Below are 13,091 nucleotides of genomic sequence, written 5' to 3'. Positions count from 1 at the left end.
AGTTGATCGTCAGCCCTGTTTACAGTGTCTGTCAGTTTCAACACTTTCTCAGAATGAAACTTCTTAGTTTGAGACAGTGTTCCGGCTAAACCTTTTTAAGGGCCTCGGCAAGGTCATCAATAATATCTTGCGCACTCTCTAACCCAATACTTAAACGGATCGCACGCGGGTCAATACCACTTTCACCACGCTTTTCATTAGGAATTGCCGAATGGGTCATAAAACCCGGAACTTCTATCAATGTCTTCGTTAAACCCAAGCTGACGGCTAAAGTGATGGCATAGGAGTTCTTAGCGATATCATCGACAAACTTCTGGCACTTTTTCATGTCGCCTTTAAGCTGGAAGGAAATCATCGTGCCTGGAGCAAATCGAGACTCGGGCGATTTTAAATATTTTTTCGCAAGCTTGTACTGCGGATGACTTTTCAGTCCCGGATACGTCACACTTTGCACTTTAGGATGCTTTTCTAAGAACTGCGCAATTTTTAAAGCGGTTGCCTGCTGCTGTTCAAAACGAATCGCTTGAGTGGAAATACCATACACTAAAATATGCCAAGCAGAATAAGGGTGAATGATGGCGCCAAAATCCTTACGCGCCACACGCAACATGCTTTCAAAAGATTTAGGAGCAATCACCGCTCCGCCCATTTCGGTTCCAAAGCCCGAAATATTTTTCGTCAGACTTTGAATAACAAAATCAATACCCCACTCAAGAGGTCTTAAGGCCCAAGGAGTCGCAAAAGTATTGTCGACCACAGTATAAATCTGTTGATCCTTTTTTCTTTTCTTATTCGCGGCCTTTACCAGGCTGACGATCTTTTCTAAATCGGCTATTTCTAAAATAGGGTTTGATACAGTTTCAAAATAAACAACCCGCGTGCTTTCATCCGCCAATAACTTTGCCAAAGAAGCCGAGTCATTAACATCAATCAAAGAGTTCTGAACCCCCAAGCGAGGAAGCCAGTTGGTGATAAGACTGTAAGTGCAACCGTATAAAGTTTTATGCGCGACGATGCGTTCACCGGTTTTAAGCAACGACATGAAAGTGGAGGCAATCGCGCCCATGCCACTTCCGAAAGTGATGGCACACTCCCCTTTTTCAAGAATCGCCAGTTGGTCTTCCAACATTTTCGTCGTGGGTTCTTCTAAACGGTCATAGATCCAAATCGGTTTTCCTGATTCGGTTTGTGCTCCGAAGGTGCTAAAACCTTCAGCTCCGCGTGATAAAGATTCCAGACGGAATGTTGTTGATGCCGTCATCGGTGGAATTAAGTGATGAGAAAACTCCCACGAGCTGGATTGGAATTCACCGTGAATTGCTTGAGTTCGCGGCGACATCGCCTTTTTGCTGGCCTTTTTCATGAGTCCTCACTTGCTTTAAATAGACCGTACTAGAGCACATGATCTAGTCCTTGGGAAGCGAGGAGCTGCCGCATCAGCGTGGCATTGCTGCAATGTGGAAATACTTCGTGCCTAATTTGCCGGATAGTTTCACGGCCTGAGCACCATCCACCCGCACGGTATCGCCCTCTTCTAAAAGATTTTGTCCCACGGCCATACTGCCGGAAACACAGAAAAAGTAGTGGAATCCTGGCTCTAACGTCATCGCGACAACCTCTTTGGTAAACTCTTCTGAAGTCATATCGACAGACACTTTTCCGCGGCGATAGATAATGCCCAAATCCATCACCTCGCCATCTTTCAAAACACCTTCCATCGCCGAGTCCCCGGAAAATTTGTAAGGTGTGAGCGGAGGCAAGTCATGATCATTCAACTTCATGCCTTTTCCCTTCCACACCGCGAGCAGGCGATCGCAGTTATCAAACTTTGAAAAAGGCGCCGATGCTGACACCGTCGCTGAACTGAGTCTCCACAGAAAATCGCCGTCTGGGAATTGTGCCGAATCAGGATAAATGTCGATCTGAGAAGTCACTCCCATTCCATTTTTCCAAGGCATGATTTCGTAATCAGCTTTTCTTAACATTTTCATGACTTCATCCTTTTTCTTCATTCGAACACGCCCCCCATTTTCAAGCAAGAAACCCGCTTGGAACCTTTGGTATATTGTCAGAGTTCATTTTCTAAAATTTCTGCAATTTTTAATTCATGAGGCGGCACAAGACCGGATCCTTCGACTGTCCAAGCCATCGAAAGCATCGTCTTTGCAAAAGCCCAGGCGCAGATTTTCTTTTTATCAAATGGCAAAACCTCACCCAAGATTTCTAAGCGCCGACGCAAAGGCTTTTCATCATGCAAAGCCTCCCAACCCAGAGGATTATAAATCAAAGAGCCCACTTCACTGCACGGGTCACCGATGTATCCATGCGGATCGATCACCTTTGCCTCGCGATTTATCACAAGGACGTTATCGTGATGAAGATCTCCGTGCAAAAAGACATCGCTCGCTTGCGCCACCGTCAAATCCCTCCAAAGAGTGCGGGCTTTATCTACAAAAGCGTCGCTCAGCTTTCCCTTCAGAAATTGAAAAGAGGAAATCAATGTGGATAAATGCGGGATGTCTTCGAGAATGGGGACAGGCTTGCTGTACATCTTATGAATCAGCCCCGCCAAAACCTCGGTGGCTTTTTCATCGCTGCCCTCATAAACAGTTTCTTGAAGCGTGCGCAACGACGGAATGAACTCCATGAAGAACGCATTATTTCCTTCATCAAACAGATGCACTTGGGGCGCCACCTCCGCATGCATTTTCAACCAAAGAGTTTCCTTGCGATAATCCGCTCCCTGAGGAGCTGTCTTCAAAACCCACTTTTCATTTTTTGCATTCTCTACAATCGCGACATAGTTGTAGCTCAAGTTCGCGACTGGAGTCATTGAACGCAAATCATACTTACGCGACAGAGCCTGCAAATGCTGTGGAAGGTTTGCAAGCCATTGTCTTCCGATATCGCCATAAACTTCACAGATATTTTTTTGAAACTCTTCTGATAAATTCATCACTTTTCTTTCGAAAAAATTAAATTTCTGTTGCCATTCAAAATCATTTATGAACTAATTAGTACATGAATGGAGATTCATGGCAAGACCCAAGGATTTCGCACGACGCGAAGAAATTCTAAAAGCAACTCTCAAGGTGTTTCGCAAACACGGCGCTTGGGACTTGTCCTTGAACGAAGTGGCCCGGCAGCTTCACACCACCACACGCATGTTGGTTCACCACTTCGGTACAAAAGAAAATTTGATTAACGAATGTCAAAAGCTCCTTGAGCCACGGCTGCATAAGGATCTTTCCAGCGCCCCTCCCCAAAAAAACTGGAAAGCTCTTGTGTGTCAGGCGTGGCATTCTTCTTTGCAAAGCTCAAACAAAGACGACCGGCGCTTGAGTTTGATTTCGACGTTGCAGAACCCGCGAAAAACTTCGCGTCTGCATGAAAATGAACAGGTGATCGGCTCCCTCCGCGAACTTCTCCCCTCCCGCATGAAGAAGTTCGCGGAGGATGTATTTATCTATGCACTGGGTTTGGACCTGTATGTTTTGGGTGGGGGCAACCCCGATAGGGCCCTTTTGAACCTGAAAAGTTACCTAAAAAGGCTTGAAAATAAGACCGCATAGGACCTACCAAAAGGTCTAGGCTCAAATATAAACGATTTGAGGGCGATTATTATCGATTACCCAATCATTTTTTATTTTCTCTTTCTTTCCTCTTTCAATTTAAAGACAGGCAGGCTACAAACAGTTTCAGCAATTATCGGTCTTCTTTAGTGTGAAAAGCATAGTGCTCATTCCCTTAAGAGTCCCCCATCCTACGGAGGAAATAATGGGCAAAAAATTGTACGTTGGAAATCTTTCTTATTCACTAGATGATCAATCTTTGGGCGACATCTTTGCACAATTCGGCACAGTTGAATCTGCTCGCATCATCACTGATCGCGAAACAGGTCGTAGCAAAGGTTTCGGTTTCGTTGAAATGGCTTCTGACGAAGAAGCTCAAACAGCTATCGAAAAATTGAACGGCTCTGAACAAGGTGGCCGTAACATGAACGTAAGCGAAGCTAAACCAATGGCTCCTCGTGAAAATCGCGGTGGCGGTTTCGGTGGCGGTCGCGGTAACTCTCGCGGCGGCTTCGGCGGCGGCGATCGCGGTGGTCGTTCTCGTTACTAATTTTTCTTCTAAATAAGAAAAAACAAAAAGGGGATCTTACGATCCCCTTTTTTTTATTCTGCCGACACCAGTCGAACCTTGATCGCTTCTGAAGCGGGCTCCCGGGCCGATCGAATCTGTTCTATTTTATCGTTATACGCAATAGACACCTGAACATTCTGTATCGATTGAAGTAGCTTTCTATGCATCCTCTTTTCTTGTTGAGTGGCCTCTGCCACCAAACCGTTAAAGTTTTTTACTTCCGCAAAAGAGATCGATCCCGTCAAAGTTATTAAAGCTATTAAGAAGCGCATCCTTGCCCTCCCGTTCTTATAAGTAAGATGCGGCACTCGACCCTTCCGGTTAAAGAAAATCGCTTGGCCTCCAAATCTTATTGCTGACAAAATTAAGGCACTTTCGTAGCCTCGTTTTTATGACAAAATCAAAAGCAGGACTGCTCTTCATTTTTATTACCGTGACCCTGGACATGATCGGCGTAGGTCTAGTGATCCCGTCCCTTCCCGATATCATGAGACGTTTTGTATCCAGCGAAACTTCGGTGTCTGAATACTTCGGTTATTTTATTTCCATCTACGCGCTTATGCAGTTCGTAGCTTCACCATTATTGGGAGCGCTCTCAGATCGCTTCGGCCGACGTTCGGTGCTTTTAGTTTCTTTGTTTGTCGCGGGCATCGACTACATTCTGATGGCCTATGCACCCACGATTGAAATTTTATTTATTGGACGTATCCTGGCGGGCCTTACAGGCGCGAACATCACGGTTGCTATGGCCTATATCGCGGATGTTAGCGATGACAGCAATCGCTCTGCAAACTTCGGTATGATCGGTGCCGCTTTCGGATTGGGTTTTATTATCGGCCCGGCCATCGGGGGACTTTTGGGACACTACGGCCCCCACTATCCATTCCTAGTAGCTGCAGGAATGAATTTACTGAACTTCCTTTTTGGTTTTTTCATTCTACCAGAATCTTTACCGCAAGAAATGCGACGCAAAGTTGTTTTACAAAAAACAAATCCCTTCAGCTCGTTGTCTAAAATCTTTCAAGCCAAGCATTTGTTGGCCTTGTTGATTGTGTATTTCTGCTTTCAACTTGCCGGGCAAACTCACCCTTCTATTTGGACGTTGTACACAGAGACACGCTTTGGTTGGACAACTTCCGAGGTCGGATTATCACTGGCCTTGGTCGGAGTTCTTTCTGCCATTTCTCAAGGTTGGCTCACACGTCTTTTAATTCCCAAATTGGGAGAACGTCGAACAGTTGTGTGGGGAACAGTAGGTTTTGGCGTTGCTTGCATTTTTTATGGCTTAGCCAACCAGGGATGGATGATGTACGCCATTTTAACTGCGTCCTCGGTATTTTGGGTTTGTGGTCCTGCGCTTCAGTCGTTAGTAACTCACAATACTCCACCTCAAGAACAAGGTGAACTGCAAGGGACTCTTGTCAGCCTGACGAGTCTTGCCGCGATCATCAATCCTCTTGTAACTACGAAACTATTTGCGATCTTCACAGCTGACAAAACTGGAGTTTATATTCCAGGTGCACCGTACTTCTTTGCTGCGGTCGTGTGCTTCGTGGCTTGGATTGTCCTTATAAAAGACAAACATGCGACTTAAAATAAGATGAAAGCTCTCTTCTTAACGGGCTTTCATCTATCCCCTTTTCTTTGCATAATTTTTTGTAACTCAGCTTAAAAAGAAAAATTGTGATATCCTGTTTTCACTGGAGGCCTTATCTACCACGGTGAACGCTTTAACAGTATCACGCATCTTGTGGGTGCTGCATTGTCTGTGGCAGGCACGTCTGTGCTTGTGACCTTAGCTAGCATACATGGCGATGTGTGGAAGATTGTCGGCACCAGTGTTTACGGCGGCATGCTTGTTTTTCTTTATACGATCTCGACTCTTTATCACAGCATGCAAGGTCGCGCGAAACAGATCCTTCAAAAACTAGATCACATCGCTATCTATCTGCTTATCGCCGGAACCTACACTCCTTTTACCTTGATCACTTTGCGCGGTCCTTGGGGCTGGTGGATTTTCGGAATCAACTGGACACTGGCTGCTTTGGGAATTATCTACGAGCTGACTTTAGCTCATCGCACGCGCACTCCTTCCATGATTATTTATGTCGTGATGGGATGGTTGATTGTCGTCGCTCTAAAGCCATTGACGGCAGCGCTGCCTACTGCAGCGATGGTGTGGCTGACCTTGGGTGGAATCCTGTACACGGTGGGTATCGTCTTTTTTCTTTTTGATGAAAAGGTTCGACACTTTCATGGCATCTGGCATCTTTTCGTTCTTGGCGGCAGTGCGTGTCAGTACTTTTGCATTCTGCTTTATCTAATTTAAGTGTCAGAGTGACTCTGAATTCTTTGGCATCTTCTTTGATATATCCCTCTTTGTTAACCAACTTGGAGGGAAAACCATGAAAGCACTAACCACCGTTTTAATGATCACACTATTCACTGCAAACGCGTTCGCCGCAGGCATTTTTGGTTGGATCAAGCCAGATCGCCCAGGTCGTCCTGGTCCTTATGAACCACATCGCCCGAACATAACTTGCTCGGCCACTGATGATGGTTGGGAAGAACACTGGGGTGGACACGGAAGCTGTCGTGAGTGTTTAGCAAAGCACGGCAACTGCGTAGAGACATGTAAATCCAGTTTCTATTCATGTACTGCGGAAGGAACAGATTACCGTGGCTACCGCATGACAATGCAAGGCCGTGGACCTGATCGTTATAGCTCAGAAAGAGACGCTATCTATCAATGTCAATATCGCTATAACAACTGCCGTATCGTAAGCTGCAGCGAAACTTCAGAGACTGTGTCTCGTCGCGACTGCCGTTAGTCTTTTTGATTTTTGTAACCGTGAATTATGCCTGCCACGAGATTCTGTTTCTCGTGGTAGCTGGCTAAAAGAACGCCTAGAACATGAATTGCAACTCCACCCATCATGACATTACCAATGTTGTGGTGAAGTTCTTCGACCCACTCTTCGCCGAAGTAAGTGTCAGTTCCCATCATATAACCGGTGATGCCGAGCCCAATCACACAGGTTAATAAAAAGATCATCACCCATCCTGCGATAGGATTGTGAGTCACATAAGCTTTACGATTTTTATAATCTCGCAGATATTTATATACCGTCACGGGGCTGGCGAGCCAATTGCGGAACCGTGCATTGGGTCCGCCAATAAATCCCCAAACAATACGGGCGATAACAAACCCCGCCGCCACATATCCAATCACTTCATGCACCGTATCGCCTTCTTCGGTGATAAAATAATTTAGAAAAATACAAAGGACCAGCGTCCAATGAAATACGCGGATAAAAGGATCCCAAACGTAGATTCTTTTTTCACCCGCATTCATGACCTAGTCCCTTGTTCAAAGTAAAATTACTTTTTGTATTCTTTCACGATAGAGCCGTCCACAGGGTTGAAGTAGATTTCTACTTTCGCACCCGCTTTGTCCCAACCATAAATTTCGTAGCAATTGCCATCCACTTTGAATTTTTTGATTTTATACCCTTGAGACAAAATCATCTCTTTCATTTTGGCTTCTGGCATCCATTTGTCTTTTGCTTCTTTAGTGCAATCTGGCGCTGCGAAAGAAACAGAACCTGCGAAAAGTACCGTGATAGCGAATAGAGCTTTCATTCTTTTAGTCCTCCAATAAGTGGTCCTTCGTTTTGCTGAATTGTACGGACCTTGTCCAGAGTCTAGAGTGTCCTTCGACCTCACTGAAAACAAGATGAAAATCTAAGATTCTGCTCCGCCTCGTGCTATGATAGAACTTGCGAAGGATTTTACCTTGAAAGACATACTTCATTCTCTTTTTCAGTCTCAACCTCCCGTGGATCTTGCATCCAAATTGACACGTCATGCATGTGTCGCTGCGATCTTGCGCGGACACTCTTTTGAACAATTAGAGATTGCGTTTATTCAAAGAGCTTTTCACCCCGAAGATCGCTGGGCGGGTCACCTCGCGTTTCCCGGCGGTATACGTGAAAACTATGATAAGACCGATTTAGATGCCGCGCTTCGCGAAACAAAAGAGGAAGTCGGAGTCGATCTAACCGTGGATGAATTGTTAGGTCGACTGGACGATGTCCAGGCACGCAAAGCGGGCTCCATGCTGGATTTTTATATTCGTCCTTTTGTTTTTTATACGAATCGTGATTTTGCGCTGACACTAGATGCATCCGAAGTCGCCGACTTCTTTTGGATTCCTTTGAAAGAAATCCAAAATCCGCAAAGGCAGACACATTATAAGATCAAACGTGACAACGGTCATGACCACCACTTGCCTGCGATTTATTTAGATCGTGATCCACCACTGTGGGGACTGACCTACATGATGGTGATTGATCTGCTCAATCGACTGCGAAGCTTGGGACCGCAGAATTAGAAATAAAAAAACCAGAATCCCTTGTCGATTCTGGTTTCACCAATTTCACCTTTTAATTATTCTTTCAAGGTGGACCTGTCTCCCTGTGTAGAGCCAATTCACGAACCTCCTGACTAAGAATATATTCGTGACGTACTACTTTGGATTTCGCCATTCAAGGCTCCTTTCATTCAAGGTAGTAAACTTATCGGCTGGACCTTTGTAGAGTTGAGGGGGATTTTTCAAATTTTTAAAAAATCGCAGCGATTCTTGGATTGAAACAAGAAAGTCTGATCAAACTTCGAGCAGTGTTTAGAAGATCGTCAGAGGTTTTAGTGAAAATTTATTTTTGATACAGCGAAAATCGCTCTAGAGGCGTCTTTGAAGGGCGTTGAAAAATAAAAAAGGGAACTCAATGAGTTCCCTTTTTACTTTTACGCGGTGTAGACCCAAAAAAGAAGCAGGCACCTACAGGATCGAGAAGACGGTAGAGAAGCTGACTGTCGTAGACTCTGTTCTTAGATCTTTGGGGTAGAAATTTAGGAATGTTGAAAGATAGATGTCACGAGTGAAGGCGTAACCTGCACCTAAGCGTTGGCTTGTTGTTCTGTTCAACATAGCGAATTGATCTTCACGAGCACGTGGGTTTGTGAAACCAACAGCAACTGAAGTGTACATGTTGAATTTGTCTGTCACATTGTACTTCACTTGCGGATACCAGCCTAGGTAGTAACGACCCGCCGTGCGGTCTTTAGCTTGATAATCACGATTGTAAAGGAAGTAGCTTAAGCTGGCATCCATACCTACTGCAAAGCCAGAGGCACCCAAGTTGTAAACCAAAGAGTTGTCGTAGCTTAAAGTCGCATACTGACCCACGTCGATGTACTCTTGAACTGTCGTCACAGAAACTCCGTAAGAGTTTCTCATTTGCACGTCACCTAGACGCGTGTTGCGGTCGTAGTTCACAAACGGTGTTTTCACATCCGTGCGCTCGGAACCGTGGAAAGGCGTCAAAGCACTAACACCTGTTCCCATGCTGATCGCGCTTTTGCTATCAAGACGGTAACGGCCACTGATAGAACCGCTCAATGAGGTGTCGTTGTTCCCGATAGAACCGTCTGGATTTGGTTGTTTTTTGTTGGAAAGGTCACCGATCGGAGGACCGTAGTAAGACAAAGAAAATTTCAGGGAATATCTTGAAAGAGATCCAGAATCTGCTTTCAAACGAGAATCTGTGATGTCTTTATCGTCTTCGAATTTTTTATTCTTTAGAACGCTATCCACTTTCATTGTGGATTCTTGAGTCACCACTTCAGAGCTTGGGGCTGAAGAAGTCGTTGAAAGTGTCGTGGTAGACGTTTGTGCTTGGGCCGCGAAAGTCCAAGTCACAAGAGCTGCGAGCAAAAGCCCTTTATTCATGAAATTCTCCCTGTTTGCGGCCGTTTTTACCTAGGAGGCCTCAAAAAGGAAAGACAAGGTTGTGTCAGCTCCGCTAGTGAGAACTTTTTTCAATTCCCACGAAGAATACGCAGTACAGATGGGATATATTCGATTACGTCCGAGGCCATCATCGATAGAAGGTCTTTCTGGCGCGAAGCCCAAAGATTGGCCGTCGCTCCATGGATATAAACCCCTAAGACAGCCGCCTGTGTCGCCGTCAGCCCCTGCCCGCGTAAGGCCGTTAAGATTCCTGCCAGCACATCCCCAGTCCCGGACTTCGCTAAGGCCGCATTTCCCGTTTTATTGGTATAAATTCGCTGGCGGTTTGCGATCAGGGTTTCGTGCCCTTTTAAAATCACCACACACTGAAAAAGATTTTGAGCGAGCCGAGCGGCGGCATAGCGATCCGCATTGATTTCCTCTACACTGATCTTTAAGCAACGAGCGAGTTCACCCGTGTGCGGAGTGACGATCCAAGTCGCCGGCAAAGGAAATAGATTTTCATTCGCGCACACCGTAAGAGCATCCGCATCTAAGATTACTTTTTCGATTTTTTTATTCTTTAATTCGCGAATAACTTGGGCCGTAAAACTATTAACTCCAAATCCGGGCCCAACCAGAATCACGTCGAATTTCAACTCATGCCAAGATTTTTTGTTAAGATCACAAAGCAAAAAATCAGGATTTTCCAATGACGAAACCGCGATATTTTTTTGCGCCAGTGTCACGTAACCACTGCCCGTGCGAAGTGCGGCTTTCGCCGCCAAGACTCCGGCGCCCGGGTACTCTGCACTGCCGGCTAAAATCAGACTGCGACCACGGGACGATTTATTATCCGACGTTGAAACTTTGGGTAAAAGTTTCTTAGCCCCGTGTTTCTTAAGGAAATATTTCTGCGGAGTGGCTTTTTTCATCCGGATCAGTGTATAACTAGCCTTGCATGATCGTAAAGACGGAAGCAGATCTCGAAGGTCTAAAAAAAATTGGCAAGGTCGTCGCCAACTGCCTGCAGTACATGGCACGCTCCATTGAGCCCGGTATGACAACCAAAGAGCTTGATGAGCTTGGCGGAAAATTCCTAGAAAAGCACGGAGCACGCTCGGGCCCTATGCTGACTTACAACTTTCCAGGTTACAATTGCATTAGCTTAAACCATGAGGTCGCTCATGGCGTTCCGTCGTCTCAAAAGCAAATTCTACGCGGCGATTTAATTAATATCGATGTCTCGGCAGAGTTGGATGGGTATTACGCCGATAACGGTGGCTCCTTTATTATTCCTCCAGGTAAAGCCGCAGATCAGCAACTGCTTGATGTTACAAAACAGGCCTTGGAAGCGGCGATCAGTATTGTGAAAGCCGACGCGTACATCAACATGATTGGCTATCAGATCGAAAAGGTCGCTACTGAAAACGGCTATACCGTGATTGAGAATTTAGGAAGCCACGGCGTCGGCCGCGGTCTTCATGAAGAACCAAAATTCATCGCGGCTTATTATGACAAACGCGACAAAAGAAAATTGAAAGAAGGCCATGTCATCACGATTGAGCCCTTTGTTTCAACTGGGGCCCGTGTCGTTGATGAAGAGCCGGATCATTGGACGCTGGTTGCAGGACGCGAGCACCGCACCGCTCAGTTTGAACACACGATGGTGGTTTTAAAAGACCGCGCCTTGATCGTAACCATTCCTGATCCTGTCTAAATACAAATTCGGTCTCTTTGATTCTACCTCCGTTTAATGCCTAAAATCCTCTGTAGGTCGGCTTTCCACGGAGGTCTTATGCCCTACGAAGTTTCTATCTCGTTCATAATTCTGCTCTGCTGGGTAGCTCATCAAGCGGTCTTGTGGTCCGTGGGAGCTTTGAAGTTTGAAGCCTCTCATCCTGACGCGGAATGATTTCTCATAGACACGGCGCCAAAGACCTTGAGCTTCCCTGAAAAGGTGAAAGGCTATCGGTGTCTAATACGGAGGGATTTATGAAATTATTTTTTGTTGTAGCTTCTATGCTTTTGGCTTTCTCTGCTCAAGCTAACGATCGCAAAGTTGGAAACGTGATCGCAGTTGAAAGAGAAATCAACGATGTTAATGCCACTTGCTTGAAAAACGTTTCTGGCGAAACAGACAAACCGCAAAGCTTCTTTTCTTGCGCTATCAAGTACACTTCTGCTGGCGAAGTTCCAGTAAGCAAAGGTCGCGCTTTCAGACTAGATGACGAGCGTTGCCAAGTTTATGGCGAAACAATGAACGGCGTTTTGTTGATCACTTTCGGTACGAAAGAAAGATCTTCAACTTTCGAAGCATCTCGCGCTTGCTTGGGTCGCTCTCTTGCAGCTAAAGATTCTGTGAAAGTCGTTGTTTACACTCTAGAATAGATCTCATCTTTTTAGAGTCTGCATTGATGAAAAATGGAAGGGTTGGCGCCTTCCATTTTTTTTTCGTCAGTTCTATTCTCAGTTAGTTTTCTAAAGCGCATATAATAGGCCCTGGGTGTAAGTTTTGCGTCCTTTTTCTTGCGCTTTATTAGACCCCTAATTAAACTACTAAGGCTGCTTAACCTCTACGATCGGAGATTCCTATGGCAAAGCTGTATTTTACCGAGATTCCGACTCGGGAAGCCTTAGAAAAGTCTGAGAGTCCTCTTTATCCTGACATGGATTCTTTGACGCTGTATTCGCATATCTTACTTCGCAAAGTCACAACGGAAATGGAAATTAATCTGGATAGTTTCTTTTCTCGTTACAACTTGTCGTCGGGCCGCTTTACATTGATGATCCTTCTACAAAGAACACCTCAAGGTATGATGCCTTCTGAGCTTGCGCAAAAAGTGGGTGTCACGCAAGCGACCATCTCTGGACTGATTAACAGTTTGGAAAAAGCGGAACTTGTGAAAAGAACGACGCATGAAAAAGACGGCCGTTCTTTCGTGATTCTTATTACGGACAAGGGAAGCGCCCTTTGCGATGAAATTATTCCTGAATATCATACTCGTATCACACAATTCTGGAGCGAGTTTAATGAGACCGAAAAACATCAGATCAACGGATATATGGAAAGAATGATTCGAACGATCCCGAGACTAGGACAAGATTAAAAAAAACCCTGATGGAAACATCAGGGTTTTTTCTTTTTAGAAGGCTT

17 protein-coding genes are annotated in these 13,091 nt (G+C 45.3%); 9 read left to right on the top strand and 8 right to left on the bottom strand.

Annotated features, from left to right (window positions below):
• Positions 1–85: 85 nt before the first annotated feature.
• The 3 genes from ACLWBD_RS02965 to ACLWBD_RS02955 all read right to left on the bottom strand — a co-directional run bounded on the left by ACLWBD_RS02965 (position 86) and on the right by ACLWBD_RS02955 (position 2,956).
• Positions 86–1,363 carry a trans-sulfuration enzyme family protein gene (locus tag ACLWBD_RS02965; protein WP_413569468.1) on the bottom strand — a complete coding sequence of 426 codons (1,278 nt, stop codon included), beginning with the start codon at positions 1,361–1,363 and terminating at the stop codon, positions 86–88.
• Positions 1,364–1,436: 73 nt separating this feature from the next.
• Positions 1,437–1,991, bottom strand: coding sequence for a HutD family protein (locus ACLWBD_RS02960; RefSeq protein ID WP_413569467.1), 555 nt, complete (start codon positions 1,989–1,991; stop codon positions 1,437–1,439).
• Positions 1,992–2,068: 77 nt separating this feature from the next.
• Positions 2,069–2,956, bottom strand: a complete 888-nt coding sequence (locus ACLWBD_RS02955; protein ID WP_413569466.1) for an aminoglycoside phosphotransferase family protein — start codon at positions 2,954–2,956, stop codon at positions 2,069–2,071.
• A gap of 79 nt (positions 2,957–3,035) precedes the next feature.
• Here ACLWBD_RS02955 and ACLWBD_RS02950 point away from each other — a divergent pair, with 79 nt between their 5' ends.
• Both ACLWBD_RS02950 and ACLWBD_RS02945 read left to right on the top strand, forming a co-directional pair.
• Positions 3,036–3,572: a TetR/AcrR family transcriptional regulator gene (locus ACLWBD_RS02950; protein ID WP_063206375.1), complete on the top strand. Its 537-nt coding sequence runs from the start codon at positions 3,036–3,038 to the stop codon at positions 3,570–3,572.
• 205 nt (positions 3,573–3,777) lie between these two features.
• On the top strand, positions 3,778–4,122 hold the full coding sequence (locus ACLWBD_RS02945) for an RNA recognition motif domain-containing protein (protein WP_063206374.1): 345 nt from the start codon (positions 3,778–3,780) through the stop codon (positions 4,120–4,122).
• A 53-nt stretch (positions 4,123–4,175) separates the two neighbouring features.
• Here the strand turns inward: ACLWBD_RS02945 and ACLWBD_RS02940 are convergent, their stop codons facing one another.
• Positions 4,176–4,415 carry a hypothetical protein gene (locus tag ACLWBD_RS02940; RefSeq protein ID WP_063243720.1) on the bottom strand — a complete coding sequence of 80 codons (240 nt, stop codon included), beginning with the start codon at positions 4,413–4,415 and terminating at the stop codon, positions 4,176–4,178.
• 119 nt (positions 4,416–4,534) lie between these two features.
• Between ACLWBD_RS02940 and ACLWBD_RS02935 the strand changes: the two genes are divergently transcribed.
• From ACLWBD_RS02935 to ACLWBD_RS02925, 3 genes are all read left to right on the top strand, one after another.
• A complete protein-coding gene (locus ACLWBD_RS02935) occupies positions 4,535–5,737 on the top strand; it encodes a TCR/Tet family MFS transporter (protein ID WP_413569465.1) in 1,203 nt (400 codons plus the stop codon).
• Positions 5,738–5,854: 117 nt separating this feature from the next.
• Positions 5,855–6,472 (top strand): PAQR family membrane homeostasis protein TrhA, encoded by a 618-nt coding sequence (gene trhA / locus ACLWBD_RS02930; protein WP_413570710.1) that lies wholly within the window; start codon positions 5,855–5,857, stop codon positions 6,470–6,472.
• A gap of 76 nt (positions 6,473–6,548) precedes the next feature.
• Positions 6,549–6,974: a hypothetical protein gene (locus ACLWBD_RS02925; protein WP_063206370.1), complete on the top strand. Its 426-nt coding sequence runs from the start codon at positions 6,549–6,551 to the stop codon at positions 6,972–6,974.
• Here the strand turns inward: ACLWBD_RS02925 and ACLWBD_RS02920 are convergent.
• Both ACLWBD_RS02920 and ACLWBD_RS02915 read right to left on the bottom strand, forming a co-directional pair.
• Positions 6,971–7,498, bottom strand: a complete 528-nt coding sequence (locus ACLWBD_RS02920) for a cytochrome b/b6 domain-containing protein (RefSeq protein ID WP_413569463.1) — start codon at positions 7,496–7,498, stop codon at positions 6,971–6,973. The two genes, ACLWBD_RS02925 and ACLWBD_RS02920, sit on opposite strands and share 4 nt — an antisense overlap.
• A gap of 26 nt (positions 7,499–7,524) precedes the next feature.
• Positions 7,525–7,785 carry a PepSY domain-containing protein gene (locus ACLWBD_RS02915; RefSeq protein WP_063206368.1) on the bottom strand — a complete coding sequence of 87 codons (261 nt, stop codon included), beginning with the start codon at positions 7,783–7,785 and terminating at the stop codon, positions 7,525–7,527.
• Positions 7,786–7,939: 154 nt separating this feature from the next.
• Between ACLWBD_RS02915 and ACLWBD_RS02910 the strand changes: the two genes are divergently transcribed.
• Positions 7,940–8,536 (top strand): NUDIX hydrolase, encoded by a 597-nt coding sequence (locus tag ACLWBD_RS02910; protein ID WP_253696633.1) that lies wholly within the window; start codon positions 7,940–7,942, stop codon positions 8,534–8,536.
• Positions 8,537–8,983: 447 nt separating this feature from the next.
• On the opposite strand, the gene ACLWBD_RS02905 is transcribed toward ACLWBD_RS02910, so the two are convergent.
• Positions 8,984–9,934: a hypothetical protein gene (locus ACLWBD_RS02905; RefSeq protein WP_063206366.1), complete on the bottom strand. Its 951-nt coding sequence runs from the start codon at positions 9,932–9,934 to the stop codon at positions 8,984–8,986.
• 89 nt (positions 9,935–10,023) lie between these two features.
• Complete coding sequence (locus tag ACLWBD_RS02900; RefSeq protein ID WP_413569461.1) at positions 10,024–10,869, bottom strand: NAD(P)H-hydrate dehydratase; 846 nt, start codon at positions 10,867–10,869, stop codon at positions 10,024–10,026.
• Between the two features lie 26 nt (positions 10,870–10,895).
• On the opposite strand from ACLWBD_RS02900, the gene map reads away from it, so the two are divergent.
• The 3 genes from map (at position 10,896) to ACLWBD_RS02885 (ending at position 13,044) form a co-directional block, all read left to right on the top strand.
• Complete coding sequence (gene map, locus ACLWBD_RS02895) at positions 10,896–11,654, top strand: type I methionyl aminopeptidase (protein ID WP_413569460.1); 759 nt, start codon at positions 10,896–10,898, stop codon at positions 11,652–11,654.
• A 275-nt stretch (positions 11,655–11,929) separates the two neighbouring features.
• Positions 11,930–12,325, top strand: coding sequence for a hypothetical protein (locus tag ACLWBD_RS02890; protein WP_063206363.1), 396 nt, complete (start codon positions 11,930–11,932; stop codon positions 12,323–12,325).
• A gap of 203 nt (positions 12,326–12,528) precedes the next feature.
• Positions 12,529–13,044 carry a MarR family winged helix-turn-helix transcriptional regulator gene (locus tag ACLWBD_RS02885; RefSeq protein ID WP_063206362.1) on the top strand — a complete coding sequence of 172 codons (516 nt, stop codon included), beginning with the start codon at positions 12,529–12,531 and terminating at the stop codon, positions 13,042–13,044.
• The last annotated feature ends 47 nt before the right edge of the window (positions 13,045–13,091 follow it).

This window comes from Bdellovibrio sp. HCB117, assembly GCF_047305915.1.
Lineage (GTDB): Bacteria > Bdellovibrionota > Bdellovibrionia > Bdellovibrionales > Bdellovibrionaceae > Bdellovibrio > Bdellovibrio bacteriovorus_B.
Note: the sequence above shows the minus strand (reverse complement) of the source record. Positions and strands in the feature narration are given on the sequence as shown.

Bases quoted from the DNA above. Each gene is read 5' to 3' on its own strand.
- ACLWBD_RS02925 (WP_063206370.1), top strand. From the start codon at position 6,549: ATGAAAGCACTAACCACCGTTTTAATGATCACACTATTCACTGCAAAC.
- map (WP_413569460.1), top strand. From the start codon at position 10,896: ATGATCGTAAAGACGGAAGCAGATCTCGAAGGTCTAAAAAAAATTGGC.
- ACLWBD_RS02935 (WP_413569465.1), top strand. From the start codon at position 4,535: ATGACAAAATCAAAAGCAGGACTGCTCTTCATTTTTATTACCGTGACC.
- ACLWBD_RS02960 (WP_413569467.1), bottom strand. From the start codon at position 1,991: ATGAAAATGTTAAGAAAAGCTGATTACGAAATCATGCCTTGGAAAAAT.
- ACLWBD_RS02945 (WP_063206374.1), top strand. From the start codon at position 3,778: ATGGGCAAAAAATTGTACGTTGGAAATCTTTCTTATTCACTAGATGAT.
- ACLWBD_RS02950 (WP_063206375.1), top strand. From the start codon at position 3,036: ATGGCAAGACCCAAGGATTTCGCACGACGCGAAGAAATTCTAAAAGCA.
- ACLWBD_RS02905 (WP_063206366.1), bottom strand. From the start codon at position 9,934: ATGAATAAAGGGCTTTTGCTCGCAGCTCTTGTGACTTGGACTTTCGCG.
- ACLWBD_RS02885 (WP_063206362.1), top strand. From the start codon at position 12,529: ATGGCAAAGCTGTATTTTACCGAGATTCCGACTCGGGAAGCCTTAGAA.
- ACLWBD_RS02915 (WP_063206368.1), bottom strand. From the start codon at position 7,785: ATGAAAGCTCTATTCGCTATCACGGTACTTTTCGCAGGTTCTGTTTCT.
- ACLWBD_RS02965 (WP_413569468.1), bottom strand. From the start codon at position 1,363: ATGAAAAAGGCCAGCAAAAAGGCGATGTCGCCGCGAACTCAAGCAATT.
- ACLWBD_RS02920 (WP_413569463.1), bottom strand. From the start codon at position 7,498: ATGAATGCGGGTGAAAAAAGAATCTACGTTTGGGATCCTTTTATCCGC.
- ACLWBD_RS02955 (WP_413569466.1), bottom strand. From the start codon at position 2,956: ATGAATTTATCAGAAGAGTTTCAAAAAAATATCTGTGAAGTTTATGGC.
- ACLWBD_RS02900 (WP_413569461.1), bottom strand. From the start codon at position 10,869: ATGAAAAAAGCCACTCCGCAGAAATATTTCCTTAAGAAACACGGGGCT.
- ACLWBD_RS02940 (WP_063243720.1), bottom strand. From the start codon at position 4,415: ATGCGCTTCTTAATAGCTTTAATAACTTTGACGGGATCGATCTCTTTT.
- ACLWBD_RS02890 (WP_063206363.1), top strand. From the start codon at position 11,930: ATGAAATTATTTTTTGTTGTAGCTTCTATGCTTTTGGCTTTCTCTGCT.